Origin of the sequence: Pseudomonas asturiensis, from assembly GCF_900143095.1 — a bacterium.
Classification (GTDB): domain Bacteria; phylum Pseudomonadota; class Gammaproteobacteria; order Pseudomonadales; family Pseudomonadaceae; genus Aquipseudomonas; species Aquipseudomonas asturiensis.
Genome location: NZ_FRDA01000008.1, coordinates 72,935 through 99,002, shown reverse-complemented (window position 1 = coordinate 99,002; position 26,068 = coordinate 72,935). Strand labels below are relative to the sequence as shown.

Annotated in this window: 26 protein-coding genes and 1 other RNA gene; 21 read left to right on the top strand and 6 right to left on the bottom strand. The window is 59.2% G+C overall.

What is annotated here, in order from left to right; all coding sequences use genetic code 11:
* Positions 1-148: 148 nt before the first annotated feature.
* Together cysD and cysN are read left to right on the top strand one after the other, a co-directional pair.
* Complete coding sequence (gene cysD / locus BUB69_RS15695) at positions 149-1,066, top strand: sulfate adenylyltransferase subunit CysD (protein WP_073168331.1); 918 nt, start codon at positions 149-151, stop codon at positions 1,064-1,066.
* Positions 1,067-1,078: 12 nt separating this feature from the next.
* Positions 1,079-2,977: a sulfate adenylyltransferase subunit CysN gene (cysN, locus tag BUB69_RS15690; protein ID WP_073168329.1), complete on the top strand. Its 1,899-nt coding sequence runs from the start codon at positions 1,079-1,081 to the stop codon at positions 2,975-2,977.
* A gap of 183 nt (positions 2,978-3,160) precedes the next feature.
* Here cysN and BUB69_RS15685 read toward each other — a convergent pair whose 3' ends face one another.
* Positions 3,161-3,595 (bottom strand): Z-ring associated ZapG family protein, encoded by a 435-nt coding sequence (locus BUB69_RS15685; protein WP_073168326.1) that lies wholly within the window; start codon positions 3,593-3,595, stop codon positions 3,161-3,163.
* Between the two features lie 145 nt (positions 3,596-3,740).
* Between BUB69_RS15685 and BUB69_RS15680 the strand changes: the two genes are divergently transcribed.
* The 3 genes from BUB69_RS15680 to zapE all read left to right on the top strand — a co-directional run bounded on the left by BUB69_RS15680 (position 3,741) and on the right by zapE (position 6,903).
* The gene (locus BUB69_RS15680) at positions 3,741-4,370 is read left to right on the top strand and encodes an alpha/beta hydrolase (protein WP_073168324.1); all 630 of its coding nucleotides are present in this window, start codon (positions 3,741-3,743) and stop codon (positions 4,368-4,370) included.
* A 27-nt stretch (positions 4,371-4,397) separates the two neighbouring features.
* The gene (locus tag BUB69_RS15675) at positions 4,398-5,747 is read left to right on the top strand and encodes a tryptophan--tRNA ligase (RefSeq protein WP_073168321.1); all 1,350 of its coding nucleotides are present in this window, start codon (positions 4,398-4,400) and stop codon (positions 5,745-5,747) included.
* Between the two features lie 61 nt (positions 5,748-5,808).
* Entirely contained in the window at positions 5,809-6,903 is a 1,095-nt protein-coding gene (zapE, locus tag BUB69_RS15670) for a cell division protein ZapE (RefSeq protein ID WP_073168318.1), read from the top strand.
* A 77-nt stretch (positions 6,904-6,980) separates the two neighbouring features.
* On the opposite strand, the gene BUB69_RS15665 is transcribed toward zapE, so the two are convergent.
* The gene (locus BUB69_RS15665) at positions 6,981-7,877 is read right to left on the bottom strand and encodes a GlxA family transcriptional regulator (RefSeq protein WP_163032153.1); all 897 of its coding nucleotides are present in this window, start codon (positions 7,875-7,877) and stop codon (positions 6,981-6,983) included.
* Between the two features lie 493 nt (positions 7,878-8,370).
* Between BUB69_RS15665 and rplM the strand changes: the two genes are divergently transcribed.
* The 7 genes from rplM to BUB69_RS15630 all read left to right on the top strand — a co-directional run bounded on the left by rplM (position 8,371) and on the right by BUB69_RS15630 (position 13,318).
* Complete coding sequence (rplM, locus tag BUB69_RS15660) at positions 8,371-8,799, top strand: 50S ribosomal protein L13 (protein ID WP_004881525.1); 429 nt, start codon at positions 8,371-8,373, stop codon at positions 8,797-8,799.
* Positions 8,800-8,813: 14 nt separating this feature from the next.
* Positions 8,814-9,206, top strand: a complete 393-nt coding sequence (gene rpsI / locus BUB69_RS15655; RefSeq protein ID WP_024687149.1) for a 30S ribosomal protein S9 — start codon at positions 8,814-8,816, stop codon at positions 9,204-9,206.
* A gap of 254 nt (positions 9,207-9,460) precedes the next feature.
* Complete coding sequence (gene petA, locus BUB69_RS15650; RefSeq protein ID WP_073168312.1) at positions 9,461-10,054, top strand: ubiquinol-cytochrome c reductase iron-sulfur subunit; 594 nt, start codon at positions 9,461-9,463, stop codon at positions 10,052-10,054.
* Entirely contained in the window at positions 10,054-11,265 is a 1,212-nt protein-coding gene (locus BUB69_RS15645) for a cytochrome b (protein WP_073168310.1), read from the top strand. Before petA ends, BUB69_RS15645 begins: the two co-directional genes overlap by 1 nt.
* The gene (locus BUB69_RS15640) at positions 11,265-12,044 is read left to right on the top strand and encodes a cytochrome c1 (RefSeq protein WP_073168307.1); all 780 of its coding nucleotides are present in this window, start codon (positions 11,265-11,267) and stop codon (positions 12,042-12,044) included. The genes BUB69_RS15645 and BUB69_RS15640 overlap by 1 nt, the downstream gene beginning before the upstream one ends.
* A 222-nt stretch (positions 12,045-12,266) precedes the next feature.
* Entirely contained in the window at positions 12,267-12,884 is a 618-nt protein-coding gene (locus tag BUB69_RS15635; RefSeq protein ID WP_073168305.1) for a glutathione S-transferase N-terminal domain-containing protein, read from the top strand.
* A 17-nt stretch (positions 12,885-12,901) separates the two neighbouring features.
* Positions 12,902-13,318: a ClpXP protease specificity-enhancing factor gene (locus tag BUB69_RS15630; RefSeq protein ID WP_073168302.1), complete on the top strand. Its 417-nt coding sequence runs from the start codon at positions 12,902-12,904 to the stop codon at positions 13,316-13,318.
* 49 nt (positions 13,319-13,367) lie between these two features.
* On the opposite strand, the gene BUB69_RS15625 is transcribed toward BUB69_RS15630, so the two are convergent.
* From BUB69_RS15625 to BUB69_RS15610, 4 genes are all read right to left on the bottom strand, one after another.
* The gene (locus BUB69_RS15625) at positions 13,368-13,946 is read right to left on the bottom strand and encodes a BON domain-containing protein (RefSeq protein WP_073168300.1); all 579 of its coding nucleotides are present in this window, start codon (positions 13,944-13,946) and stop codon (positions 13,368-13,370) included.
* Entirely contained in the window at positions 13,943-14,536 is a 594-nt protein-coding gene (locus BUB69_RS15620) for a phosphoheptose isomerase (RefSeq protein ID WP_073168297.1), read from the bottom strand. Before BUB69_RS15620 ends, BUB69_RS15625 begins: the two co-directional genes overlap by 4 nt.
* 124 nt (positions 14,537-14,660) lie before the next feature.
* On the bottom strand, positions 14,661-15,035 hold the full coding sequence (locus tag BUB69_RS15615; RefSeq protein WP_073168295.1) for a YraN family protein: 375 nt from the start codon (positions 15,033-15,035) through the stop codon (positions 14,661-14,663).
* Positions 15,032-16,846 (bottom strand): penicillin-binding protein activator, encoded by a 1,815-nt coding sequence (locus BUB69_RS15610; RefSeq protein ID WP_073168293.1) that lies wholly within the window; start codon positions 16,844-16,846, stop codon positions 15,032-15,034. The genes BUB69_RS15615 and BUB69_RS15610 overlap by 4 nt, the downstream gene beginning before the upstream one ends.
* A gap of 274 nt (positions 16,847-17,120) precedes the next feature.
* Here BUB69_RS15610 and rsmI point away from each other — a divergent pair, with 274 nt between their 5' ends.
* From rsmI to mraY, 9 genes are all read left to right on the top strand, one after another.
* Positions 17,121-17,990, top strand: a complete 870-nt coding sequence (gene rsmI / locus BUB69_RS15605) for a 16S rRNA (cytidine(1402)-2'-O)-methyltransferase (RefSeq protein ID WP_073168291.1) — start codon at positions 17,121-17,123, stop codon at positions 17,988-17,990.
* Between the two features lie 88 nt (positions 17,991-18,078).
* Positions 18,079-18,436, top strand: an RNA gene (gene rnpB, locus BUB69_RS15600) — RNase P RNA component class A.
* Between the two features lie 306 nt (positions 18,437-18,742).
* Complete coding sequence (gene mraZ / locus BUB69_RS15595) at positions 18,743-19,198, top strand: division/cell wall cluster transcriptional repressor MraZ (protein WP_004881513.1); 456 nt, start codon at positions 18,743-18,745, stop codon at positions 19,196-19,198.
* A gap of 2 nt (positions 19,199-19,200) precedes the next feature.
* Positions 19,201-20,142, top strand: a complete 942-nt coding sequence (rsmH, locus tag BUB69_RS15590) for a 16S rRNA (cytosine(1402)-N(4))-methyltransferase RsmH (protein ID WP_073168289.1) — start codon at positions 19,201-19,203, stop codon at positions 20,140-20,142.
* Positions 20,139-20,432 (top strand): cell division protein FtsL, encoded by a 294-nt coding sequence (gene ftsL / locus BUB69_RS15585; RefSeq protein ID WP_024695252.1) that lies wholly within the window; start codon positions 20,139-20,141, stop codon positions 20,430-20,432. The genes rsmH and ftsL overlap by 4 nt, the downstream gene beginning before the upstream one ends.
* Positions 20,432-22,159 (top strand): peptidoglycan D,D-transpeptidase FtsI family protein, encoded by a 1,728-nt coding sequence (locus BUB69_RS15580; RefSeq protein WP_163032155.1) that lies wholly within the window; start codon positions 20,432-20,434, stop codon positions 22,157-22,159. The genes ftsL and BUB69_RS15580 overlap by 1 nt, the downstream gene beginning before the upstream one ends.
* The gene (locus BUB69_RS15575; RefSeq protein WP_073168285.1) at positions 22,159-23,622 is read left to right on the top strand and encodes a UDP-N-acetylmuramoyl-L-alanyl-D-glutamate--2,6-diaminopimelate ligase; all 1,464 of its coding nucleotides are present in this window, start codon (positions 22,159-22,161) and stop codon (positions 23,620-23,622) included. Before BUB69_RS15580 ends, BUB69_RS15575 begins: the two co-directional genes overlap by 1 nt.
* Positions 23,615-24,985 (top strand): UDP-N-acetylmuramoyl-tripeptide--D-alanyl-D-alanine ligase, encoded by a 1,371-nt coding sequence (locus BUB69_RS15570; protein ID WP_073168283.1) that lies wholly within the window; start codon positions 23,615-23,617, stop codon positions 24,983-24,985. The genes BUB69_RS15575 and BUB69_RS15570 overlap by 8 nt, the downstream gene beginning before the upstream one ends.
* Positions 24,985-26,067: a phospho-N-acetylmuramoyl-pentapeptide-transferase gene (mraY, locus tag BUB69_RS15565; RefSeq protein WP_024687132.1), complete on the top strand. Its 1,083-nt coding sequence runs from the start codon at positions 24,985-24,987 to the stop codon at positions 26,065-26,067. The genes BUB69_RS15570 and mraY overlap by 1 nt, the downstream gene beginning before the upstream one ends.
* The last annotated feature ends 1 nt before the right edge of the window (position 26,068 follow it).

The following is a 26,068-nucleotide window of genomic DNA, read 5'->3' as shown; positions in this document are numbered from 1 at the left end:
CAAACGGCGGGGCATATGTATAGATCGTTTCGATCTAGCCGCTTCGCTGATTAGCGATATCACGCATGATAAAGTGCGCGGCTCGAATACGGCCCGCAGGCCGCCCCGGGTTTTCCCGGTCCATAACGTAAGTAATCCGTGAGAAACCATGGTTGATAAACTGACGCATCTGAAACAGCTGGAGGCGGAAAGCATCCACATCATCCGCGAGGTCGCCGCCGAGTTCGATAACCCGGTGATGCTGTACTCGATCGGCAAGGATTCGGCCGTGATGCTGCACCTGGCGCGCAAAGCCTTCTTTCCGGGCAAGCTGCCGTTTCCGGTCATGCACGTCGATACCCGCTGGAAATTCCAGGAGATGTATCGCTTCCGCGACCAGATGGTCGAGGATATGGGCCTGGACCTGATCACCCACGTCAACCCTGACGGGGTGGCGCAGGGCATCAATCCATTTACTCACGGCAGTGCCAAGCACACCGACATCATGAAGACCGAGGGCCTCAAGCAGGCGCTCGACAAGCATGGTTTCGACGCCGCTTTTGGCGGTGCACGCCGTGACGAAGAAAAGTCCCGGGCTAAGGAACGCGTGTACTCCTTCCGCGACAGCAAGCACCGCTGGGACCCGAAGAACCAGCGTCCCGAGCTGTGGAACGTGTACAACGGCAACGTCAACAAGGGCGAGTCGATTCGCGTGTTCCCGCTGTCTAACTGGACCGAGCTGGACATCTGGCAGTACATCTACCTGGAAGGTATCCCGATTGTGCCGTTGTACTTCGCGGCCGAGCGTGACGTGATCGAGAAAAACGGCACGCTGATCATGATTGACGACGATCGCATCCTTGAGCACCTCACCGACGAGGAAAAGGCCCGTATCGTCAAGAAGAAGGTGCGTTTCCGCACACTCGGCTGCTACCCGTTGACCGGCGCCGTCGAGTCCGAAGCCACCAGCCTGACTGACATCATTCAGGAAATGCTGCTGACGCGAACTTCCGAGCGCCAGGGCCGGGTCATCGACCACGATGGCGCAGGCTCGATGGAAGAAAAGAAACGTCAGGGTTATTTCTAAGGGGGGTGTCACATGTCGCATCAATCCGATTTGATCAGTGAGGACATCCTCGCTTATCTGGGCCAGCACGAACGCAAGGAAATGCTGCGCTTTCTCACCTGTGGCAACGTCGACGACGGCAAGAGCACGCTGATCGGTCGCCTGCTGCATGATTCCAAGATGATCTATGAAGATCACCTGGAAGCCATTACGCGTGATTCCAAGAAGTCCGGCACCACAGGCGACGACGTCGACCTGGCGCTGCTGGTGGACGGGCTGCAAGCCGAACGCGAGCAGGGCATCACCATCGATGTCGCCTATCGCTATTTCTCGACGGCCAAACGCAAGTTCATCATCGCCGACACGCCGGGCCACGAGCAGTACACCCGCAACATGGCCACTGGCGCGTCGACCTGCGACCTGGCGATCATCCTGGTGGACGCACGTTATGGCGTTCAGACCCAGACTCGCCGCCACAGCTACATCGCGTCCCTGCTGGGCATCAAACACATCGTGGTCGCCATCAACAAGATGGACCTCAACGGCTTCGATGAGAGCGTGTTCGAGTCGATCAAGGCCGATTACCTGAAGTTCGCAGACGGTATCGCCTTCAAGCCGACCACCATGGCCTTCGTGCCCATGTCGGCGCTCAAGGGCGACAACGTGGTCAACCGCAGCGAGCGTTCGCCGTGGTACACCGGCCAGTCGCTGATGGAAATCCTCGAGACCGTCGAAATCGCCAGTGACCGCAACTACACCGACCTGCGTTTCCCGGTGCAGTACGTTAACCGCCCGAACCTCAATTTCCGTGGCTTTGCAGGCACCCTGGCCAGCGGCATCGTGCACAAGGGCGATGAAATCGTCGTGCTGCCGTCGGGCAAGAGCAGCCGCGTGAAGTCCATCGTCACCTTTGAAGGCGAGCTGGAACAGGCCGGTCCGGGTCAGGCTGTCACGTTGACCATGGAAGACGAGATCGACATCTCCCGTGGCGACCTGCTGGTGCACGCCGACAACGTTCCACAGGTCAGCGATGCGTTCGACGCGATGCTGGTCTGGATGGCCGAAGAGCCGATGCTGCCGGGCAAGAAGTACGACATCAAGCGCGCCACCAGCTACGTGCCGGGTTCGATTGCCAGCATCACGCATCGTGTGGATGTGAACACGCTGGTCGAAGGTCCTGCCAGTTCGCTGCAGTTGAACGAGATCGGCCGCGTCAAGATCAGTCTCGACGCGCCTATCGCGCTGGACGGTTACGACAGCAACCGCACCACGGGCGCGTTCATCGTTATTGATCGCTTGACCAACGGCACCGTGGCGGCAGGCATGATCATCGCCAAGCCGGTCAATGCTGGCGGCGCGACGCATCATGGCGACCTGGCTCACGTGACCACTCAGGAGCGTGCACAGCGCTTCGGTCAGCAGCCGGCGACCGTGTTGTTCAGCGGTCTGTCGGGCGCAGGCAAGAGCACCCTGGCTTACGCAGTCGAGCGCAAGCTGTTCGACATGGGGCGTGCCGTGTACGTGCTGGACGGTCAGAACCTGCGTCATGACCTGAACAAAGGTCTGCCGCAGAACCGCGCGGGTCGTACCGAGAACTGGAGCCGTGCCGCTCATGTGGCGCGTCAGTTCAACGAAGCCGGCCTGCTGACCCTGGCTGCCTTCGTGGCGCCGGATGCGGAAGGCCGCGAGCGCGTGAAAGCGCTGATCGGCAAAGAGCGTCTGGTCACCGTGTACGTTCAGGCATCGCCTGCGGTATGCCGTGAGCGCGACCCTCAGGGCCTTTATGCTGCCGATGGCGACAATATTCCGGGCGAGTCCTTCCCGTACGACGTACCGCTGGATGCCGATCTGGTGATCGATACCCAGGCGCTGACAGTGGATGAAGGCGTGAAGCTTGTGCTGGATATGTTGCGCAGCCGCGGCGCGATCTGAGTCTCAGCCTGTTACAGAAAACCCGCCGATGATGGCGGGTTTTCTGTTTCAAGCGCCGCAGTTGATAGGCGCCTGCTGACGCCTTCGTCAGCAGGCGCTGGTCAGCCCGGTGAAGTCACTGCTCAAAAAAAATCCCGCCGCTGAATCAATCAGGGGCGGGATTGGGGTGTCACTCACGGCGTATTACTTCTTCAAGCCGTAATGCTCGTCCAGCATGCCTGGAGTATTAGGCGATTTGGGCGCGTAATCCTTCGGGGTTTCGGTGTCGCGTGGCGGTGTCAGGCGATCGCGAGGTGCCTGGTTGGCCTCCGGGTGCAGAGCGGCCAGCAGACGTTGGCGGGTCAGTTCGTCAAGGGCCAGGCGGTTGGCACCCTCGGCGAGATGTTCCTGTACATCGTGATAGCTTTGCGAAAGCTTTTGTACCAGGTTAGCCGTGCTGTTGAAGTGAGTGACCACCTCGTTCTGATAGGTATCGAAACGCTCCTGAATATCATCCAGCTGGCGCTGGGTGCTGTTCGGAACGGTGTTGGGCAGCAGACGTGCGACCAGGAAACCAATGACGACACCGGCAACCAGGGCGAGAGTCGGCAACAACCAAACTAAGAGCGAGTGTTCCACGAGTCCTTCCTCTATAAACGGCTTTGCTTTACGTTAACGGCTCGAACCTGCGCTGTATACCCGCGACGCGTCGTTGATATGCCAGCCACAGACAATCAGCTAGACGAGTCGACCCATTTCAAGGTCACGGAGTTCTTTTTTGCTCATGCGCGAAACCCCGTTATTCATCGATGGCCCAGAGGGCCAGCTAGAGGCACTGTATCAGGACGTACCCGATGCCAGAGGCGTCGCACTGATTTGCCATCCTAACCCGATCCAGGGTGGAACGATGCTCAATAAAGTCGTTTCCACGTTGCAGCGTACCGCACGGGACGAAGGTTTGATCACGCTGCGCTTCAACTATCGCGGCGTAGGGGCCAGTGCTGGCACCTCAGTGGCAGGGCCTGGCGAGATCGACGATGCGCAAGCTGCTGCCAGATGGCTGCGTGAAAAACACCCTGATCTGCCCATGACCCTGTTCGGTTTTTCCTTTGGCGGTTACGTTGCAGCCAATCTGGGCGGCCGCCTGGAAGCGCAAGGCGAAACGCTCACGCATCTGTTTTTGGTGGCCGCCGCCGCTGCGCGTCTGCAGGACCACAGTGTGCTGCCTCAGAACTGCCCGCTGACGGTGATTCAGCCGGAAACCGATGAAGTCATCGACCCGCAAACCGTCTACGCCTGGTCGGCTGAGCTGCAGCGTCCCCATGAGCTGCTGAAAGTGGCAGAATGCGGACACTTTTTTCACGGCAAGCTGACCGATCTCAAAGAATTGATCCTGCCGCGCCTCTCCAATTGATTGCAGCCCATAGATAAGCGACCTGCCATGACCACTCGTATCCTGACCGGTATCACGACCACCGGCACCCCCCATCTGGGCAACTACGCGGGCGCGATTCGCCCGGCTATCGTCGCCAGTCGTCAGAGCGACTTCGATTCGTTCTATTTTCTGGCCGATTACCACGCGCTGATCAAATGCGACGACCCGCAACGCATTCAGCGCTCGCGTCTGGAAATCGCTGCGACCTGGCTGGCCGCTGGTCTGGATGTTGACCGGGTGACCTTCTATCGCCAGTCCGACATCCCGGAAATTCCCGAGTTGACCTGGCTGCTGACCTGCGTAGCGGCCAAAGGCCTGCTCAATCGTGCGCACGCTTACAAGGCGTCGGTGGACAAGAACGTCGAGGGCGGTGAAGACCCGGACTCGGGCATCACGATGGGCCTGTACAGCTACCCGGTGCTGATGGCCGCCGACATCCTGATGTTCAACGCACACCAGGTGCCCGTGGGGCGTGACCAGATTCAGCACGTCGAAATGGCCCGTGATATCGGCCAGCGCTTCAACCACCTGTTCGGCAAGGGCAAGGAATTCTTTGTCATGCCCGAAGCGCTGATCGAGGAAAGCGTGGCAACGCTGCCGGGCCTGGACGGTCGCAAGATGTCCAAGAGCTACGACAACACCATCCCCTTGTTCAGCAGCGCCAAGGAGATGAAGGACGCCATTTCGCGCATCGTCACCGACTCGCGTGCGCCGGGCGAGGCGAAGGATCCAGACAACGCCCACCTGTTTACGCTGTATCAGGCGTTCTCCACGCCTGAGCAATGCGCCGGGTTCCGCGCTGAGCTGCTGGACGGACTGGGCTGGGGCGAGGCGAAGAATCGTCTGTTCACCTTGCTGGACGCCGAGCTGGCCCAGAAGCGTGAAACGTACCTGAATCTGATCGAGCGCCCGGCCGATCTGGAAGATATTCTGCTGGCCGGTGCCGAGAAAGCCCGTCGTGTTGCCACGCCATTCCTGGGTGAGCTGCGTGAGGCCGTTGGCTTGCGCTCGTTCCGCACGGTGGTACAGGGGGCCGATACCGGCAAGAAGAAAGCCGCCAAAGGCGCACGCTTTGTGAGCTTCCGTGAAGACGACGGCAGTTTCCGTTTCCGTCTGCTGGCGGCCGATGGCGAACAACTGCTGTTGTCGCGCCATTTTGCCGATGGCAAAGCGGCAGGCGCGGCCAGCAAGCAATTGCAGCAGGGCGGCGAGCTTGATCTGCGCATTGAGGCTGATCGCTTCACGCTCTGGCTGGACGATGCCTGTGTGGCCGACAGCCCGGTGTTCGCCGATACGGCAGCACGCGACAATGCCATCCAGGCGCTCAAGTCGGCACTTGCTCCTCAACAGGACTGATTGCCATTCCCCGGGGTCGTCGTTACAGTGACGACCCGTTTTTGTTGCCCTGCTAACGAATATGACGCCCCTAGAACGATATCAAGCTGATCTGAAGCGCCCGGACTTTTTCCATGATGCCGCGCAGGAAAATGCTGTGCGTCATTTGCAGCGCCTGTACGACGACCTGGTCGCCTCCCATGACAGCAAGCCCGGCCTGTTCGGCAAGCTATTTGGCAAGAAAGAGCCGACCCTGGTCAAAGGCCTGTATTTCTGGGGCGGAGTAGGGCGCGGCAAAACCTATCTGGTCGATACGTTCTTCGACGCCCTGCCGTTCAAGGACAAGGTTCGCACGCACTTTCACCGCTTCATGAAGCGCGTGCACGAGGAAATGAAAACCCTCAAGGGCGAGAAGAACCCGCTGACCATCATCGCCAAGCGTTTTTCCGATGAGGCGCGGGTCATCTGCTTCGACGAATTCTTTGTGTCCGACATCACTGACGCCATGATTCTCGGCACCCTGATGGAAGAACTGTTCAAGAACGGCGTGACCCTGGTTGCCACGTCGAACATCGTTCCGGACGGCCTCTACAAGGACGGCTTGCAGCGTGCTCGCTTTCTGCCAGCCATTGCGCTGATCAAGCAGAATACTGACATCGTCAACGTCGACAGTGGCGTCGATTACCGTTTGCGTCATCTGGAACAAGCTGAGCTGTTCCACTTCCCGCTCAATGAGGCGGCGCAGGAGAGCATGCGCAAGAGCTTCAAGGCGCTGACGCCGGAATGCGCAGAGACCCTCGAAAACGATGTGCTGGTGATCGAAAATCGCGAGATTCGCGCCTTGCGCACTTGTGATGACGTGGCGTGGTTCGACTTCCGCGAGCTGTGCGACGGCCCGCGCAGCCAGAACGACTACATCGAGCTGGGCAAGATTTTCCATGCCGTATTGCTCAGCGGTGTCGAGCAGATGGACGTCTCCACAGACGACATCGCCCGTCGTTTCATTAACATGGTCGATGAGTTCTACGACCGCAACGTCAAGCTGATCATCTCGGCAGAAGTCGAACTGAAGGACCTGTACACCGGCGGTCGACTGATGTTCGAGTTCCAGCGCACCTTGAGCCGCCTGCTTGAAATGCAGTCCCACGAGTTCCTGTCGCGGGCACACAAACCCTGACGGTTTGATCGCCCGATACGGAAAGGCCTGCATTGCAGGCCTTTTTCGTTTTTTGCGGGGTGGATGCCTGAATCGGGTCAGGCTGCCTGCTGAAACTGCTGACGATACTGGTTGGGCGACAGCTCGGTGTGCTGGCGGAACAGGCGGGCGAAGAAGCTCGCGTCGTCGTAGCCGACTTCGTAACTGATGGTCTTGATGCTTTTTCGCGAGCCGGACAGCAGGCCCTTTGCGGTTTCGATGCGCAGGCGTTGCAGGTAATGCAACGGCTTGTCACCAGTAGCGGTCTGGAAGCGGCGCATGAAGTTGCGAATGCTCATGCCGTGTTCGCGGGCGACGTCTTCGAAACGGAATTTTTCCGCGAAGTGCTCCTCCAGCCAGTGCTGGATCTGCAGGATGATCACGTCCTGATGCAGCTTCTGGCCGCCAAAGCCAATCCGTCCCGGCGAATAGGTGCGCCGTACTTCATAAAGAATGTCACGGGCCACCGCCTGCGCGACATTGGCCCCGCAGAAGCGCTCGATCAGATAGATGTACAGGTCACAGGCCGATGTGGTGCCGCCTGCGCAGTACAAGTTGTCGGCGTCGGTCAGGTGTTTTTCCTGATTGAGCAGCACGTTCGGATAGCGTTCGGCGAACTGGGTGAAGAAGCGCCAGTAGGTCGTCGCTTCCTTGCCATCGAGCAGCCCGGCCTCGGCGAGCCAGAACACGCCTGTGGCTTCTGCGCACAGAACCGCACCTTGAGCATGCTGCTCGCGCAGCCATGGCAATACCTGCGGATAGCGTTGGCAGAGTGCGTCGAAATCGTCCCAGAAAGCCGGGATCACGATGATGTCGCTCGGGCACAGATCGCCGTCCACGGGCAGCGTGACGTCGCTGAAGCTGCCAACGGGCAGGCCGTCCGGACTGACCAGGCGTATCTCGAAAGCAGGCACCAGGCCGTGACCGAGTTGCCTGCTGTACCTGAGACTGGCCAGGTGGAAAAAATCCTTGGCCTGCATCAGTGTCGAGGCAAACACTTTATCGGTGGCCAGAATGCTGACGCGCCGCAGAGGGGCGGAGTGTTGGGTTGGCATAATCTTTATTCTTATATGGGTAAATGGTCAATCAACGGCTGGATCGTCTTATTTTTTCCCGGACCTGTCCAGTCGCCTCGCGACAGTCGAAAGGGCGGAGGCTGTGAGAGGGTGCGATTCCAGGCGGCAAATATCCTTCATCGCGGCGGTCCGGGGCAATAAACAGAACGTGAACGAAAAATCCGGTTGAGGTTATTTTTCGAGCCTGTATAATCCGCCAGCTCTTTGCAGTGGAAGTGATGCGCCGTCTGCCGAAGAATCTTGCCGTATAACGGACGCGCTGACCCGAGCCCCCGATAGCGTCTGTTTCCGGCTGCCTTTGACTTGTCAAAGTACGCACTATTCAGTAAGATCCGCCGTCTAATTTTCAGGGCGGCCCCTGAGGCTATAAAGAATGAAAACTTTTACTGCTAAACCGGAAACAGTTAAGCGCGACTGGTTCGTCGTCGACGCTGCTGGTCAGACCCTGGGTCGTCTGGCCACCGAAATCGCGAGCCGTCTGCGTGGCAAGCACAAGCCGGAGTACACTCCGCACGTTGACACCGGCGACTACATCGTCGTGATCAATGCCGAGCAGATCCGCGTGACCGGTGCCAAGACTACCGACAAGATCTACTACTCACACTCCGGTTTTCCGGGCGGGATCAAGTCGATCAACTTCGAAAAGCTGATCGACAAAGCTCCTGAGCGCGTGATCGAGACCGCGGTCAAAGGCATGCTGCCTAAGAACCCGCTGGGTCGCGACATGTATCGTAAGCTGAAAGTTTATGCGGGCGCTGTACACCCTCATACTGCTCAGCAGCCCCAAGAACTGAAGTTTTAACGGAATAGTTCATTATGTCGGCGACTCAAAATTACGGCACTGGCCGTCGCAAGACCGCAACCGCACGCGTTTTCCTGCGTCCGGGTACTGGTAACATCTCGATCAACAACCGCACTCTGGACTCGTTCTTCGGTCGCGAAACTGCCCGCATGGTAGTTCGTCAGCCGCTGGAACTGACCGAGACCGTTGAAAAGTTCGACATCTACGTCACCGTTATCGGTGGCGGTGTAAGTGGTCAGGCTGGCGCAATCCGCCACGGTATCACTCGCGCTCTGATGCAGTACGACGAAACCCTGCGTGGCGCACTGCGCAAAGCAGGCTTCGTAACTCGCGATGCTCGTGAAGTTGAACGTAAGAAAGTCGGTCTGCGTAAAGCGCGTAAGCGTCCGCAGTACTCGAAGCGTTAATTCGCTCTTCGTTCAAAAAGAACGCCCACCTCGTTTATCGAGTTGGGCGTTTTTTTATGGGCCGGTTTATCTCCGCTCATTTTCATGGAGACCGTGGGGCGGGCTGTAACGCTTGATTAACAGCCTTCGACTGCTTTTGGGGCGGTCGTCTGGCGAAGGGGTTTTTTACCCCCTGCCAGCGTTCAGAACAGCTAAATTGTTATCAGGTAGACGCCTGCGTCCGACAGGCCGTGTCGCTGATGGGAGGGGGTCGAATGAGCAATGACGGCGTGAACGATGGCCGGCGTCGCTTTCTCGTGGCTGCCACGTCCGTATTGGGGGCGGCCGGAGCAGTTGGGGCTGCTATTCCGTTCGTCGGCTCATGGTCTCCGAGCGCCAAGGCTCGTGCGGCAGGTGCGCCGGTCAAGGTCAACATCGGCAAGATAGAGCCGGGGCAGCAAATGGTTGCCGAATGGCGTGGCCAGCCGGTGTTCATCCTCAGGCGTACGCCTGAAATCCTCGATAACCTGGGCAAGCTGACCGGGCAGTTGTCCGATCCCCAATCCAGGGCCTCGGCTCAGCCCGCTTACGTAGACCCCGCAGTGCGTTCGATCAGGCCGGATATCGTGTTGCTGGTCGGTATCTGTACTCACTTGGGCTGCTCGCCGACCTTCCGTCCTGAAGTGGCGCCTGTCGACCTTGGCAAGGACTGGCTGGGCGGCTATTTCTGTCCTTGTCACGGCTCTCATTACGATCTGGCAGGGCGGGTGTATAAGTCGCAGCCCGCCCCGCTGAATCTGCCTGTACCCCCGTATTCCTATGAGTCGGACACGGTCATCGTCATTGGTGTCGATCAGGAGGGTGTGTAATGGGCAGGCTGGTGGACTGGATCGATGCGCGCTTCCCCGCCACGAGAATGTGGGAAGAGCATCTGAGCAAGTATTACGTCCCGCGCAACTTCAATTTTTTCTACTTCTTCGGTTCGCTGGCCTTGCTGGTGCTGGTCAATCAGATTCTGACCGGCATCTGGCTGACCATGAGCTACACGCCCACGGCTGAGGGGGCCTTCGCGTCGATTGAGTACATCATGCGCGATGTCGAGTACGGCGCCATCCTGCGCCTGTTGCACTCGACGGGCGCCTCGGCGTTTTTCATTGTCGTCTACCTGCACATGTTTCGCGGATTGCTCTACGGGTCTTATCAGAAGCCCCGTGAACTGGTCTGGATATTCGGCATGCTGATTTACCTGAGCCTCATGGCAGAGGCCTTCATGGGCTATCTGTTGCCCTGGGGGCAGATGTCCTATTGGGGGGCGCAGGTGATCATCTCGCTGTTCGGGGCAATTCCTTTCATCGGCGAGGACCTGACCCAGTGGATTCGCGGAGATTATCTGGTCTCCGGCATCACCCTCAATCGCTTCTTTGCGCTGCACGTCGTGGCGTTGCCCATCGTTATTCTGGGTCTGGTGGTGCTGCATATTCTCGCGCTGCATGAAGTGGGGTCGAACAACCCGGACGGCATCGACATCAAGAAGCACAAGGATGAGAACGGCAAGCCGCTGGACGGCATCGCCTTTCATCCTTACTTCACCCTCAAGGATCTGGTGGGTGTCGTGGTGTTTCTGTTCGTGTTCTGTACGGTCGTGTTCTTTTTTCCGGAAATGGGCGGGTACTTTCTGGAGAAGCCGAACTTCGAGCCGGCCAACGCCTTCAAGACCCCGGAACACATTGCGCCGGTCTGGTATTTCACGCCGTTCTACGCAATCCTGCGCGCCGTTCCAGACAAGCTGATGGGGGTCATGGCCATGGGCTCGGCCATCGCCGTCCTGTTCGTGCTGCCGTGGCTGGATCGCAGTCCGGTCAGGTCCATGCGCTACAAGGGCTGGATCAGCCGGGTGGCGCTGATTCTGTTCTGTGTGTCGTTCGTGACCCTCGGCTATCTTGGGGTGCAGCCGCCTACGCCGGGGCGCACGCTGGTGGCACAGGTCTGCGCCTGCCTGTACTTCGCTTACTTCCTGTTGATGCCTTTTTATACCCGGCTTGAACGCACGCGGCCGGTTCCGGAGCGGGTGACGGGGTGATGAAAAGACTCCTGGCTGTATTGATCTTTGCCGCGTTGCCCGCGTTTGTGTTCGGGGTATCAAGCAACTCGCCGCTCGAGCATGTCGACATTGACGTATCCGACAAGGCGGCGTTGCAGGACGGCGCGCGCACGTTCGTCAATTACTGCATGGGCTGTCACAGCGCCAAGTACCAGCGCTATGAGCGCGTTGCCGATGACCTGGGCATTCCCCATGAAGTGATGCTTGAAAAGCTGGTGTTCACAGGCGCAAAGATCGGCGATCACATGCTGACGGGCATGCAGCCAGCGGATGCCAAAGCCTGGTTCGGTACGGCGCCGCCCGATCTCACGCTGGTGGCTCGGGTGCGTGGGACGGATTGGCTTTACGGTTATCTGCGCTCGTTCTATGAGGATCCGGCGCGACCCTGGGGGGGCAACAACAAGGTTTTCCCCGACGTCGCGATGCCGAATGTACTGGTCTCGCTGCAGGGGCGTCAGGTGATGGGGTGCAAACAGGTGCAGCGCGAGGTCGAGGGCAAGAAACAATACGATTCGCTGAGTGGCGCGCCGCTGACCCATGAGGCTTGTGATCAGTTGATCATCGTCCCCCATTCAGGAAGTCTGACGCCTGCTCAATTCGATGAGAAAATCAGGAATCTGGTGACGTTTCTGGATTATTCGGCCAACCCGGTCAAGCTGCGGCACCAGCGCATCGGCGCCTACGTATTGCTCTACCTGGCCCTGCTGTTGATCTTCGTCTACTTGCTCAAGCGCGAGTACTGGAAGGACATCCGTTGAGCAGATGCCCCGCCAGCTTTACACAAATGCGTCTTTGCAGTCGCAATGGCGCTCAAATATGCGGCGAATAGCCTGGCAGGGCAAGATTACAGAAATTAGTGAGCGTAAATGAGCTATCGTGTCGCCCGCGATGAGCACCTGCCACGTTGCATGCGTTATCGCAGCCACTTGAAGCGTGTTCGTTCGTCTGTCCGATAAATTTAACAAGCGAGGAGGATCGCCATGGGCGTGACCAACCGGTTGGCCTGTTACTCCGACCCCGCCGACCACTATTCTCATCGCGTGCGTATCGTGCTCGCCGAGAAGGGTGTCAGCGCTGAAATCATTGATGTTGTGGCCGGCCGTCAGCCGCCCCAGCTGATTGAAGTGAATCCGTACGGCAGTGTGCCGACGCTGGTTGATCGCGACCTGGCGTTGTACGAGTCGACGGTGGTGATGGAGTATCTGGACGAGCGCTATCCGCATCCGCCTCTGCTCCCCGTGTACCCGGTTGCACGTGCCAACAGTCGGCTGCTGATCCATCGGATACAGCGTGACTGGTGCGTTCTGGTGGATCTGATTCTGGATACGCGCAGCAAGGAGCAGGCTCGTGTGCAGGCGCGCAAGGAATTGCGGGAAAGCCTGACGGGGGTTTCCCCCTTGTTTGCCGACAAAGCTTTTTTCCTGAGTGACGAGCAAAGTCTCGTCGATTGCTGTCTACTGCCCATACTCTGGCGTTTGCCGATTCTGGGTATTGAATTGCCACGGCCTGCCAAGCCGTTGCTTGATTATATGGAGCGTCAATTTGCACGCGAGGCTTTTCAGGCAAGTCTGTCTGATGCCGAGCGTGAAATGCGCTAAGGCTTAAGGAGCCGTTGATGAACTCCAGTCGCCCTTATCTGGTTCGTGCTCTTTATGAGTGGATCGTTGATAACGATTGCACCCCGCATATGCTGGTCAATGCGGAATACCCATCCGTGCAGGTCCCTCAGGGGTTTGCCAACGATGGGCAGATTGTCCTGAATGTTTCGCCAAGTGCTGTGCGTCATCTGCATATGGATAACGAAGCCGTCAGCTTTGAAGGCCGTTTTGGCGGTGTGCCGCATACGCTTTACGTCCCTGTCGCCGCCATCCTGGGTATTTATGCCCGTGAGAACGGTCAGGGCATGGTTTTCGATCTGGAGCCTTCGATGGAGGAGGAAGACGATATCGAGCTGGACGATGGCGATGATTCGCCGCCGGACAGCGAGCCGCCTCGCCCGACGGGCAGGCCGAGCCTTAAAGTCGTGAAATGAAAAAAGGCGATCCGCAAGGATCGCCTTTTTCATGTCTGCCATCGGGCTGTCAGTCGATGTACTCGAACAGCTTGACGATCTTCTGAACCCCGGACACGCCTTGCACCAGGTTGGTGGCGCGATTGGCTTCGTCCTGAGTTACCAGACCCAGCAGGAACACGATACCGTTCTCGGTCACGACCTTGATGCGCGAACCGGGAATGGATGCGTCAGCAATCATCTGGCTTTTGATCTTGGTGGTCAGCCAGGCGTCATTGTTGCGCGCCAGCAGCGAGGAAGGTGCCATCACCTGCAGCTCGTTGTTGACCTTCTTGACGCGCTGTACGGAGCTTGCAGCCTGTTCGGCCATGGCCTTGAGGTCTGCGCGCGGAGTCTGGCCAGCCAGCAGCACGATGCCGTTGAAGCTGGTAACAACGATGTGTGAGCCCTCGGCAAGGTCAGGGTTGGCCTTGGAGATATTCACGGCTGCCTTGGTTTCGATCAGTGAGTCATCGATCTTGCTGCCGAAGGTGCGTGTACCGCGATCGTCCTCGATCGGCTTTTCGCGAGCGGCGGTGATAACCGAGCTGCATCCGGTGATGCTCAGGCACAGTGTCAGAACCAGTAGGCTAAGACGATTAGGGGTCATTCTTCACTCCCGAACAGTTGGCTGTCGATCAGATCGCAGAGGCAATGGATCGCCAGCAGATGGACTTCTTGTATGCGTGCCGTGACGTTGGCCGGTACGCGAATCTCCACGTCTTCCGGCAAGAGCAGCGAGGCCATTCCGCCACCGTCGCGTCCCGTCAATGCTACGACAATCATTTCGCGATCATGTGCGGCCTGGATGGCCTGAATAATGTTCGCCGAGTTGCCGCTGGTGGAAATCGCCAGCAATACGTCCCCAGGTTGACCCAGTGCGCGGATCTGCTTGGAGAAGATCTCGTTGTAGCTGTAATCGTTGGCAATGGAGGTGATGGTCGAGCTGTCGGTGGTCAGCGCGATTGCCGGCAGGCTTGGCCGCTCGCGCTCGAACCGGTTGAGCAATTCGGATGAGAAATGCTGGGCATCGCCCGCTGATCCGCCGTTGCCGCAGGCGAGCATCTTGCCCTCGTTAAGCAGCGCGTTGACCATGACCTGACTGGCTTGCTCGATATAGGGTGCAAGGACTTCCATCGCCTGTTGCTTGGTATCGATGCTGGCTTGAAACAGCCGGCGAATTCGGGATTGCATGTCCATCAATGTGACCTTAATTAGAGCGTACGGCGGCTGCCTCCGGCATGCCGGTGTGCAGCCCGCAAAGCAATAGCGAAATCGGTAGTGGTGGTGGCTTCGTGCCGGTCATGACTGCGCTGCAAGCCTGTCAGCTGTCAAAAGCGTTCCTGATCCAGTTCAAGGGAGCTGATGCGCCTGATGCTCCTTCAACCGCGATCACGTCGAAACGACAGGGGTAGCGGGCCCAGCCTGACTCTTGTTGCAGGAAAAACTGTGCAGCGGTGACGAGCTTTGCCTGTTTGCGAAAATCCACGCTTTCCACCGCGCCACCCCAGCCGGAATGACGTCGGTAGCGAACTTCGACGAATACTACTGTATCGCCGTCGAGCATGACTAGATCAAGCTCGCCACGTTTGCATAGCCAATTTTGTGCAATCAGGCGCAAACCCTGTTGTTGCAAATACTGCAGGGCGTAGGCTTCTGCCTCGCGCCCTGCCTGTTGCCGGGTGTTGCGTGATATCAAGGGGCGGTGTCCGGCAGGCGCTGGACCTTGCCGTCGACGAACTCGGCCCACGGCAACTGACGCTCCACGCGACGGCCAGGGGTCATGCTCAGGCTGCCCGACAGGCCATCGATGCGGCTGTCCGGCATTGTCTTGAGCTGGCCAAGACGTGGCGCCAGACGATAGGCGTCGATGCCCATTGCGTACAGACGGCCCAGGCTGCCAGAGGCTTGCGGCCACTGGGCGGTCACTTGCTGGCGCAGTGGGTCGTTGGCGTTGAGCAGCCAGGGTGTTTCGCAGAAGCGCACACCGTTCAGATCCATGTACTGGGCATGGTCATTGCTGTTGGTGAACAGGTGGGACGTGGCGTAGACCGGAACATCACCGGCGTACTGGAACACCATGGTCGGCTTGATCTGTTGGGCCTGTTGCGGCGTGGCGGCGAGGAACATGAAGTCGATGTCCTGGCGGCGGCTTGGCTGTGCGGCAACCTGGGTGCCTACGGTGCTTTGCAGGCGCTGGGCGCGGCCTTCGCTTTTACGCAACTGGAACAGATCGGCGACCTGTTGGGCCAGTTCGACAGGCTGGTCAACGTGTTCGGCTGCGATCAGTGTGCCGCCCTTGGCTTGCCAGCTCTTGCGGAACGCATCCAGCACGCGGTCGCCCCATTCGCCCTTGGGCACCATGGCAACCGCACTGCGCTTGCCGTCGGCCCAGGCACGACGTGCGACTTCGCGTGCTTCGTCTTCTGCGGCCAGGCCGAACTGGAACAGTTGAGGAGGGCCTTCGTTGCCCGCATCGCTGTAATTGAGCGCCAGCGTAGTGATGGGAAGCTGTTCACGACTGTTCAACTGCTTGACCAGATTCTTTTCCAGTGGACCTACGACCAACTGAACGCCGGCTGCCTGTGCCTGACGATAGAACTCGTCCATCGAGGTCAGGCGCGAGCTGTCGAATACCTGGATGGCCGGAGGGTTCTGGCCGGCCTGCTGAGCCTGGTAGTGAGCGGCCATGAAGCCTTCACGCAGCGCTTTCGCGACGGCAGCCAGTTGGCCATCCTGGGGCAGCAGCAAAGCGATTTTGGTCAGTGGTTCGCTGGTCAGGGCGCGCAGCTGGGCGAGGGTGGTCGGCAGTTGCAGTGCGGCAGGGTGTTGGGGGTTCTGTGCTTTCCAGGTGTCGATGGCTGCCTGTTGCTGTTCCAGCGTGCCTGCACCTTTGACCGAGCGGGCCAGGCTCATCCAGCCAGCCATGTCGCCGGTTGCATTGGTTTGCAGCTGTTCGGCCGGCAGGGACGACACCAGTTTCCAGATAGCATCGTTATTGGCGCTGGCGTCAGCGCCTTGCAGCAGCGGGCCTGCAAACACACGCTCGCTGGCGGCAGGCAGGATCTGGCCATCGGCTTCCAGTGCGCGCGCCTTGACCATGTGAGTGCGAACCTGCTGCTCGACCGACAGCTCGCCCAGGCGTTGCATGCTTGGGTGGTTGAGTGCAGTCAAGGCAGCCTTGGGCTGGTTGCGGCCCATGGCCAGTTCGGCGGACAGCGTGCTGGCGAACACCTGCAGGCCTGGTTTGAGCTGATCCAGTTGCACCTGACCAAGAATCTGCGCGGCGCGCCCGGCATCATTCTGGCGGTTGGCCAGATCGGCAGCGCTCAGGCGCAGGGTTGCGGCCTGTTCCGGGGTCTTGGCAGCCGACGCCTGTTCAAGCAGTTGCTCGATACTGGCATCCGGGGTGCGAGGAAGCTCGCCAAGACTGGACGAGGGCGAGCTGGCGCAGGCTGCAAGAAGTGCAGCGAGGCAGAGGGCAGAGAACAGCCGCAGGCAGGCGATCATTGATGTGTTCCTGATACTCGAGCGAATTAACGGCGAATTGTACCCAAGCACTGGCCGGGGCGCGACTTCGAAGGTGTGATATTGCGTGTGACCGCGTCTTCTATCCTGCAATCCGTAGGACTGCGGCAGGCGACGGTATGCAGCGCTGAAGAAAGATCATGCGTCCTTATTCCTTTTTTATGGACTTCCCTGATGCACAAACCGCTGATCAGGGTCGTTGCCTGTACAATGCGTTTTTCCCGACACCCTGCTTGTTAAACATGAGGTCTGCGCTTTGACTGTCCCGGTTGCTTCGAATTCCACCCCTGGCTCGCTTTATGTGGTGGCTACCCCTATCGGCAATCTGGATGACATGAGCGTGCGGGCGCTGAAGGTTCTGCGCGAGGTTGCGTTGATTGCGGCCGAGGATACGCGACACTCGTCGCGCCTGATGCAACACTTCGGCATATCGACGCCGCTGGCCGCATGCCATGAGCATAACGAGCGAGATGAGGGTAGCCGGTTTATCACCCGGTTGCTGGCCGGCGATGATGTCGCGCTGATTTCCGATGCGGGCACGCCACTGATTTCCGATCCTGGCTATCACCTTGTTCGTCAGGCGCGCGCAGCCGGTGTGCCGGTCGTGCCCGTGCCGGGTGCATGCGCCTTGATCGCAGCGCTGTCGGCGGCGGGTCTTCCTTCTGATCGTTTCATATTCGAAGGTTTTCTGCCTGCCAAGGCGGTCGGGCGCAGAGCCAGGCTCGAAGCCGTCAAGGAAGAGCCTCGTACGCTGATCTTCTATGAGGCGCCACATCGTATTCTCGAATGCCTGCAGGACATGGAAGTGGTGTTCGGCGCCGAGCGTCCTGCCTTGCTGGCGCGTGAGATAACCAAAACGTTCGAAACTCTCAAGGGTCTTCCATTGGGAGAGTTGCGAGCATTCGTCGAGTCCGACAGTAATCAGCAGCGCGGCGAGTGCGTGGTGTTGGTGGCAGGCTGGACGCCGCCTGAGGATGAGGATGTGATTGGCGCTGAAGCGCGCAGGGTTCTGGATCTGCTGCTTGAGGAAATGCCGCTCAAGCGCGCCGCAGCGCTGGCCGCAGAGATAACCGGGGTGCGCAAGAATCTGCTGTATCAGGTCGCGCTGGACAAGCAGAAAGAGTAGTCGAGCACTCATTTTCAGAGGCTCACGCCAGCCTTACAGGCTTTTAAAGCTTGTTCTCGGTGGCGTGTGCCGCTAACCTTGTCAGCGGAGAGTCGATTGGACAGTCGCTGCCTCTTGTTGTTCCGCAACAAGGGGGGGAGGAAAGTCCGGGCTCCATAGGGCGGAGTGCCAGGTAACACCTGGGAGGCGCGAGCCTACGGAAAGTGCCACAGAAAATAACCGCCTAAGCACTTCGGTGCCGGTAAGGGTGAAAAGGTGCGGTAAGAGCGCACCGCACGTCTGGCAACAGTTCGTGGCAAGGTAAACCCCACTCGGAGCAAGACCAAATAGGGTTCCTAGGCGTGGCCCGCGCTGGAACCGGGTAGGTTGCTAAAGACGTCCAGTGATGGCCGTCGTAGAGGAATGACTGTCCTCGACAGAACCCGGCTTACAGATCGACTCTCCACCTTTTTCCTTCCTCTGCTTTTCAACAGCAGAAGCCTTTCGTAATACCAAAAAAATCTTACACTTCATAAATCACTTTAACTTCAAGTCCTAGTGGCCTGAGGTAAGTGGGAAATATCTTTCAGATCTCTCCTGAATTCAGCTTTACACCTCCAATACCACTCCTAAATCTGCGAAATGTAAGGGTTTTCCTTAAGACCGTGCCTTGACGGTGTGGTGGGCGCATTCCTATAGTGTGCGCAAGTGGCAGAAAGTGGCACGAAGTGGGTTTTTTGAGCGCAAAAAGCTAATATTTGGAGAATGCGCCTGTGTTCCGTGGTGCCAACGCGATCAATCTCGATGCCAAGGGCCGTCTCGCTATGCCGAGCCGGTACCGTGACGAGTTGGATTCGCGTAGTGCCGGTCAGTTGATCGTGACCATAGACGCCGTTGACCCCTGCTTGTGTCTTTATCCGCTGTCCGAGTGGGAACTGATAGAAGCCAAACTTCGTGAGCTCGCTACGTTTCGTGAAGAGAACCGTCGGTTGCAGCGGCTTTTGATTGGTAATGCAGTCGATCTGGAGCTGGATGGCAGCGGGCGTTTTCTGGTCCCACCGCGTCTGCGTGAATACGCCAAGCTGGATAAGCGCGTGATGCTGGTGGGGCAACTCAACAAGTTTCAATTGTGGGACGAGGACGCCTGGAACGCACTTGCTGATGCCGACCTTGCTGCCATTCAACAACCTGGCGCGATGCCCGATGAATTACGTGACCTGATCCTGTGACTATGAATAGCAGCTTTACCCACATCACCGTATTGCTCGAAGAAGCCGTGGAGGCTCTCGCGGTGCGCGCTGATGGCTGTTATCTGGATGGCACGTTCGGTCGTGGCGGTCACAGTCGGTTGATACTCAGTCATCTGGGGCCGGACGGCCGGCTGTTAGGGTTCGACAAGGACCCTCAGGCGATTGCCACAGGGCAAGCGCTAGCGGCCGAAGACGGCCGCTTTGTCATTGTGCAGCGCAGCTTTGCCGAACTGGGCTCCGAGGCTCAAGAACGCGGCCTGGCGGGCAAGGTCAGCGGCATCCTGCTTGATCTGGGTGTGTCTTCGCCGCAGCTTGACGATCCTGAACGCGGCTTCAGCTTCATGAACGACGGCCCTCTGGATATGCGTATGGACCCGACCCGCGGTGTCAGCGCGGCCGAGTTCATCGCCACAGCGCCCGCCGAGGAAATCGCTCGGGTCTTCAAGGAATACGGCGAAGAGCGTTTCGCCAAACGCATGGCCAATGCTGTTGTGCAGCGCCGTGAAGTTCAGCCTTTCGAACGCACCGCTGACCTGGCTGAAGTGCTCAAGGTGGCGAACCCTGCCTGGGAAAAAGGCAAGAATCCTGCGACACGCGCCTTTCAAGGGCTGCGTATCCACGTCAACAACGAACTGGGCGATCTCGAAGCCGGTCTTGAGGCCGCGCTGGAAGCACTGGAAGTCGGCGGTCGTCTGGTGGTGATCAGCTTCCATTCGCTCGAAGACCGCATCGTCAAACTGTTCATGCGCAAGCTGGCCAAAGGCGAAGCGGACAACATGCCGCGCAATCTGCCGATCCAGTACAAGGCGTTCGAGCCGAAAATCAAGATTCATGGCAAGGCTCAATTTGCCTCCGACACCGAAACCAAAGCCAACCCACGCTCGCGCAGCGCTGTCATGCGCGTTGCGGAGAAGCTCAGGTGAGCCGTCTCTTCCTGAAACCCTTGCCTGGCGGCAGCTCGATTATGCTGCTGTTGTTCGTCGCCGTCCTGATTTCGGCGATTGGCGTTTCCTATAGCGCGCATTTGAACCGTCAATTGCTCAACTCGCTTTATTCTGAAATGAGCGTGCGCGACAAGGCTCAGGCCGAATGGGGTCGTCTGATCCTTGAGCAGAGCACCTGGACCGCCCACAGTCGCATTGAAACCCTGGCCACCGAACAGCTGAAAATGCGCATCCCCAGCGCTGCCGAAGTGCGGATGGTGGCGCCATGATGAAGCTTGAAGGTGCACTGTATCCGTGGCGTTTCCGCGTTGTTGTCGGTTTGCTGGTCTGTCTTGTGCTCGCCATCTGCTGGCGCATCGTTGACCTGCAGGTCATCGACCACACCTTCCTCAAGGAACAGGGCGATGCGCGCAGTCTTCGTCACATCCCGATTCCGGCTCACCGCGGGCTGATCACCGACCGTAATGGCGAGCCTCTGGCGGTCAGTACGCCGGTGACCACGCTGTGGGCCAATCCACGCGAAATGCAGCAGGACAAAGCCAAGTGGCCGATGCTCGCCGCAGCGCTGGGCCAGGACGTGAAAGTCCTTACCGAACGTCTCGACTCGCAGGCCACCAAGGAATTCATCTACCTGGTTCGGGGGCTGACACCCGAGCAGGGTCAGTCGGTACTCGACCTCAAGGTTCCCGGTGTCTATGGCATCGAGGAATTTCGTCGTTTCTACCCGGCAGGCGATGTGACTGCACACATGGTCGGCTTTACCGACCTTGACGATCATGGTCGCGAAGGCGTCGAACTGGCCTACGACGACTGGCTTGCCGGCGTGCCCGGCAAGCGTCAGGTCATCAAGGACCGGCGAGGCCGACTGATCAAGGACGTACAGGTTACCAAGAACGCCAAGGCCGGTAAGACCTTGGCTTTGTCCATTGATCTGCGCCTGCAATACCTGGCAACCCGCGAGCTGCGCAACGCCATTGTCGAGAACGAAGCCAAGGCGGGCAGTCTGGTCATCATGGACGTCAAGACCGGCGAAGTGCTGGCGATGGTCAACCAGCCGACTTACAACCCCAACAACCGCCGTACCATGGTGCCTGCGGCCATGCGTAATCGGGCGATCATCGACGTGTTCGAGCCGGGCTCGACCATGAAGCCGATTTCGATGACAGCCGCGCTGGACAGCGGCCGCTGGAAGCCGACCGACAAGGTCGAGGTGTATCCGGGCACGCTGCAGATCGGCAAATACACGATTCGCGACGTGACCAAGACCGAAGGTCCGGTGCTCGACCTGACGGGCATTTTGATCAACTCCAGTAACGTGGGCATGAGTAAAGTCGCGTTCGACGTGGGCGGCGAATCGATTTTCCGCGCCATGCAGCGCGTCGGCTTCGGGCAATACACAGGCCTGGGCTTCCCGGGTGAGCGCGTGGGCAACCTGCCGAACTATCGCGAGTGGCGCAAGGCAGAAACCGCCACGCTGTCCTACGGCTACGGTTTGTCGGTGACTGCGCTGCAACTGGTACACGCCTACGGTGCGCTGGCCAACAATGGCCGGATCGTGCCATTGACCATTCTGAAAAGCGATGCGGCTCCGACGGCGGTTCAGGCTATCCCTGAGGCCACCGCCAAGACCCTGCAAGGCATGTTGCAGCAAGTGATCGAGGACCCGCGCGGCGTGTATCGCGCCCGTGTGCCGTCCTATCACGTGGGTGGCAAGAGCGGCACGGCGCGCAAGACGTCCATCGGCACCAAGGGTTACGCCGAGAACTCTTACCGGTCGCTGTTCGCTGGGTTCGGCCCGATGAGCAATCCGCGTTACGCCATCGTTGTCGTGATCGACGAGCCGAGCAAGGGCGGTTACTACGGCGGTCTGGTTTCGGCCCCGGTATTCAGCAAGGTCATGTCCGGTACGTTGCGCTTGATGAACGTATCTCCCGACAACCTCGCACCCGAACAGGTCAATGCTGCTCCGGCAGTTGTTAAAGGAGGGCGTGGTTGATGTCCTTTAATCTGAGCAAGCTTTTCGCACATACCGACCGTGACGCGCTGATTCGCGAGTTGACGCTGGACAGCCGCAACGTCCGTCCGGGTGATCTGTTCCTGGCAATTCCAGGTCTCAAGGTCGATGGTCGTACGCACATTGCCGATGCGCTTCAACGTGGCGCAGCGGCCGTCGCGTATGAGACCGAAGGGGCTACCGTATTACCGATTACCGATGTGCCGCTGATCCCGGTCAAGGGGCTGGCCGCGCAACTGTCCGCCATTGCCGGGCGCTTTTATGGCGACTCGAGCCGAAGCCTGAATCTGGTCGGTGTCACCGGCACCAATGGCAAGACCAGCGTCACCCAGCTGGTTGCTCAGGCGCTTGACCTGCTGGGGCAGCATTGCGGCATCGTCGGCACGCTGGGCACCGGCTTTTACGGCGCACTGCAGAGTGGCCGCCACACCACGCCGGACCCGATTGCCGTGCAGGCGACGCTGACCGACCTCAGGCAGGCGGGCGCACGCGCGGTAGCGATGGAAGTGTCTTCCCACGGTCTGGATCAGGGGCGTGCGACCGCGCTGGCCTTCGATGTTGCGGTGCTGACCAACCTGTCCCGGGACCATCTGGATTATCACGGCACCATGCAGGCCTACGGCGCGGCCAAGGCCAAGCTGTTTGCCTGGCCTGACCTGCGTTGCCGGGTCATCAACCTGGATGACGCATTCGGTCGTGAACTGGCGGCCAACAAGCATGAGTCACGGTTGATCACCTACAGCCTGCTCGACAGCGCTGCGTATCTTTATTGCCGCGACGCAAAGTTCGACGACGATGGCGTACGCGCCACGCTGGTGACTCCGCAAGGTGAGCATTTCCTGCGCAGCGGTCTGCTGGGGCGTTTCAACCTGAGCAACGTGCTGGCCGCAATCGGCGCGTTGCTCGGTCTGGATTACGCGCTGGACGAAATTCTCAAGGTGCTGCCGAAACTGGAAGGCCCGGTCGGACGCATGCAGCGTCTGGGTGGCGCAGACAAACCGTTGGTCGTGGTCGATTACGCTCACACGCCCGATGCGTTGGAAAAAGTACTGGAAGCCTTGCGCCCGCACGCCAAGGGGCGGTTGTTGTGCCTGTTTGGCTGCGGCGGCGATCGGGATCGCGGCAAGCGCCCGTTGATGGCCGAAGTGGTCGAGCGACTGGCCGATGGTGTGCTCGTGACGGATGACAATCCTCGCAGCGAAGCGCCTGCCCGGATCTTCGATGACATCCGTGCCGGCTTCGCTGCCGCTGACAAGGTGACGTTCATTGAGGGGCGCGGTCAGGCCATTGCGCAAATGATCGCCAGCGCCGGAGCCGATGACGTGGTCGTGCTGGCTGGCAAGGGGCACGAGGACTATCAGGAAATCGACGGTCAGCGTCAGGCCTTCTCCGATCTGGAAGAGGCCGCCAGAGCCTTGGCCGTCTGGGAGCCTGCGCATGCTTAAGCCATTGACCTTCAGCGAATTGATTGCCCCGCTCGATGCCCGTCTGGTGGGCAGCGACTGCAGCTTTGACGGTGTCAGCACCGACAGCCGTGCGATCAAGCCCGGCCAGTTGTTCGTGGCGCTGACCGGCCCTCGTTTCGATGGGCATGAATACCTGGAGCAGGTTGCAGCCAGCGGCGCGGTGGGTGCTCTGGTCGAGCGTGAAGTGGTGGGCGCGAGCCTGCCACAACTGGTGGTGCTGGATACCCGCAAGGCACTGGCGCAATTGGGCGCACTGAATCGTAATGCCTTCGTTGACCGGCCGGTTGCCGCCGTAACCGGTTCCAGTGGCAAAACCACGGTCAAGGAAATGCTCGCCAGCATTCTGCGTACGCGCGGCCCTGTGCTTGCGACCCGTGGCAATCTGAACAACGAACTGGGTGTGCCACTGACGCTGCTGGAGCTGGGTGCCGAGCACACCGCTGCGGTCATCGAGCTGGGTGCGTCGCGTGTCGGGGAAATCGCGTTTACTGTGAGCCTGGCCCAACCTCATGTGGCCATTCTGACCAACGCAGGCACAGCCCACGTCGGCGAGTTTGGTGGTCCTGATCGCATCGTCGAAGCCAAAGGCGAAATTATCGAGGGGCTCAACGCCAGTGGCACTGCCGTTCTGAATCTTGATGACAAGGCATTCCCTGTCTGGCGCAAGCGTGCAGGTGATCGCAAGGTCCTGACGTTTGCATTGAGCAACGCTGCTGCTGACCTGCATGCCAGTGACCTCAGCCGCGATGCACGTGGATGCCCGGGTTTCGTATTCAACAGCCCGCTGGGTACTGCGCGGGTACAACTGAATCTGCTGGGCACACACAACGTGACCAATGCGCTGGCCGCTGCTGCTGCTGCCTGCGCGCTGGGCGTGAGTCTTGAAGGCATCGTAGCTGGCCTGAACGACGTGCAGCCGGTCAAGGGCCGCGCCGTTGCTCACATTGCCAGCAATGGCATGCGCGTGATTGACGACACGTACAACGCCAATCCGTCTTCTGTAAACGCTGCAGTCGACCTGCTGACCAGCTTTGCAGGGCGTACCGTTCTGGTGCTGGGCGACATCGGCGAGCTGGGTGAGTGGGCCGAGCAGGGCCACCACGATGTGGGCGCCTATGCTGCCGGCAAGGTGTCGGCGCTGTATGCCGTAGGGCCACTGATGACCCACGCCGTGAGCGCTTTTGGCCCGCATGCGCGCCATTTCATCACTCAGGCCGAGCTGATCGAAGCGCTGGGCGCTGAGCAAGACAAAAACACCACTTTATTGATCAAGGGTTCGCGCAGTGCCGCGATGGAAAACATCGTGGCCGCCTTGTGCGGTTCTAGCCTGGAGAAACATTGATGCTGCTGCTGTTGGCCGAGTTCTTACAACAGTTCTACAAAGGCTTCGCAGTCTTTCAGTACCTGTCGCTGCGCGGGATCCTTGGCGTGCTCACTGCGCTGACGCTTTCGCTGTGCCTGGGCCCATGGATGATCCGCACCCTGCAGATGCGTCAGATCGGTCAGTCCGTGCGCAACGACGGTCCGCAATCGCACTTGTCCAAATCGGGCACGCCCACCATGGGCGGCGCGCTGATTCTTTCCTCCATCGGCATCAGCACCTTGCTGTGGGCTGACTTGAGCAACCGTTATGTCTGGGTCGTGCTGCTCGTCACCCTGCTGTTCGGTGCCATTGGCTGGGTCGACGACTACCGCAAGGTCATCGAAAAGAACTCCCGTGGCCTGCCAAGCCGCTGGAAGTACTTCTGGCAGTCGGTATTCGGTCTGTGTGCTGCGATCTTCCTTTATACGACTGCGCCTTCGGCCACCGAAACCACATTGATCGTGCCGATGCTCAAGGATGTCCGCATCCCGTTGGGCATCGGTTTTGTGGTGCTGACCTATTTCGTGATCGTCGGCTCCAGCAACGCGGTCAACCTGACCGACGGCCTGGACGGTCTGGCGATCATGCCGACCGTGATGGTTGGCGGCGCGCTGGGTATCTTCTGCTACCTGTCGGGTAACGTGAAATTCGCTGAATACCTGCTGATTCCCTATGTACCGGGGGCGGGCGAACTGATTGTGTTCTCCGGGGCGTTGATCGGGGCGGGACTGGGGTTCCTCTGGTTCAACACCTACCCGGCCCAGGTCTTTATGGGCGACGTCGGTGCGCTGGCGCTGGGCGCTGCACTGGGCACCATGGCAGTGATCGTCCGTCAGGAAATCGTGCTGTTCATCATGGGCGGCGTGTTCGTGATGGAAACCCTTTCAGTGGTCATTCAGGTTGCGTCTTTCAAACTGACCGGTCGCCGGGTTTTCCGTATGGCGCCCATCCACCACCACTTTGAACTCAAAGGCTGGCCCGAGCCACGCGTGATCGTCCGTTTCTGGATCATCACCGTGATTCTCGTGCTGATCGGCCTTGCCACGCTGAAACTGAGGTAGA

What these genes read in the sequence shown, in the direction of transcription:
- BUB69_RS15680 (WP_073168324.1), top strand. Translation starts at nt 3,741, where the DNA reads ATGCGCGAAACCCCGTTATTCATCGATGGCCCAGAGGGCCAGCTAGAG.
- BUB69_RS15675 (WP_073168321.1), top strand. Translation starts at nt 4,398, where the DNA reads ATGACCACTCGTATCCTGACCGGTATCACGACCACCGGCACCCCCCAT.
- rsmH (WP_073168289.1), top strand. Translation starts at nt 19,201, where the DNA reads ATGAATAGCAGCTTTACCCACATCACCGTATTGCTCGAAGAAGCCGTG.
- petA (WP_073168312.1), top strand. Translation starts at nt 9,461, where the DNA reads ATGAGCAATGACGGCGTGAACGATGGCCGGCGTCGCTTTCTCGTGGCT.
- cysD (WP_073168331.1), top strand. Translation starts at nt 149, where the DNA reads ATGGTTGATAAACTGACGCATCTGAAACAGCTGGAGGCGGAAAGCATC.
- BUB69_RS15580 (WP_163032155.1), top strand. Translation starts at nt 20,432, where the DNA reads ATGAAGCTTGAAGGTGCACTGTATCCGTGGCGTTTCCGCGTTGTTGTC.
- rpsI (WP_024687149.1), top strand. Translation starts at nt 8,814, where the DNA reads ATGTCGGCGACTCAAAATTACGGCACTGGCCGTCGCAAGACCGCAACC.
- mraY (WP_024687132.1), top strand. Translation starts at nt 24,985, where the DNA reads ATGCTGCTGCTGTTGGCCGAGTTCTTACAACAGTTCTACAAAGGCTTC.
- BUB69_RS15635 (WP_073168305.1), top strand. Translation starts at nt 12,267, where the DNA reads ATGGGCGTGACCAACCGGTTGGCCTGTTACTCCGACCCCGCCGACCAC.
- BUB69_RS15610 (WP_073168293.1), bottom strand. Translation starts at nt 16,846, where the DNA reads ATGATCGCCTGCCTGCGGCTGTTCTCTGCCCTCTGCCTCGCTGCACTT.
- rplM (WP_004881525.1), top strand. Translation starts at nt 8,371, where the DNA reads ATGAAAACTTTTACTGCTAAACCGGAAACAGTTAAGCGCGACTGGTTC.
- BUB69_RS15640 (WP_073168307.1), top strand. Translation starts at nt 11,265, where the DNA reads ATGAAAAGACTCCTGGCTGTATTGATCTTTGCCGCGTTGCCCGCGTTT.
- BUB69_RS15630 (WP_073168302.1), top strand. Translation starts at nt 12,902, where the DNA reads ATGAACTCCAGTCGCCCTTATCTGGTTCGTGCTCTTTATGAGTGGATC.
- BUB69_RS15645 (WP_073168310.1), top strand. Translation starts at nt 10,054, where the DNA reads ATGGGCAGGCTGGTGGACTGGATCGATGCGCGCTTCCCCGCCACGAGA.
- zapE (WP_073168318.1), top strand. Translation starts at nt 5,809, where the DNA reads ATGACGCCCCTAGAACGATATCAAGCTGATCTGAAGCGCCCGGACTTT.
- BUB69_RS15570 (WP_073168283.1), top strand. Translation starts at nt 23,615, where the DNA reads ATGCTTAAGCCATTGACCTTCAGCGAATTGATTGCCCCGCTCGATGCC.
- BUB69_RS15625 (WP_073168300.1), bottom strand. Translation starts at nt 13,946, where the DNA reads ATGACCCCTAATCGTCTTAGCCTACTGGTTCTGACACTGTGCCTGAGC.
- BUB69_RS15575 (WP_073168285.1), top strand. Translation starts at nt 22,159, where the DNA reads ATGTCCTTTAATCTGAGCAAGCTTTTCGCACATACCGACCGTGACGCG.
- BUB69_RS15620 (WP_073168297.1), bottom strand. Translation starts at nt 14,536, where the DNA reads ATGGACATGCAATCCCGAATTCGCCGGCTGTTTCAAGCCAGCATCGAT.
- cysN (WP_073168329.1), top strand. Translation starts at nt 1,079, where the DNA reads ATGTCGCATCAATCCGATTTGATCAGTGAGGACATCCTCGCTTATCTG.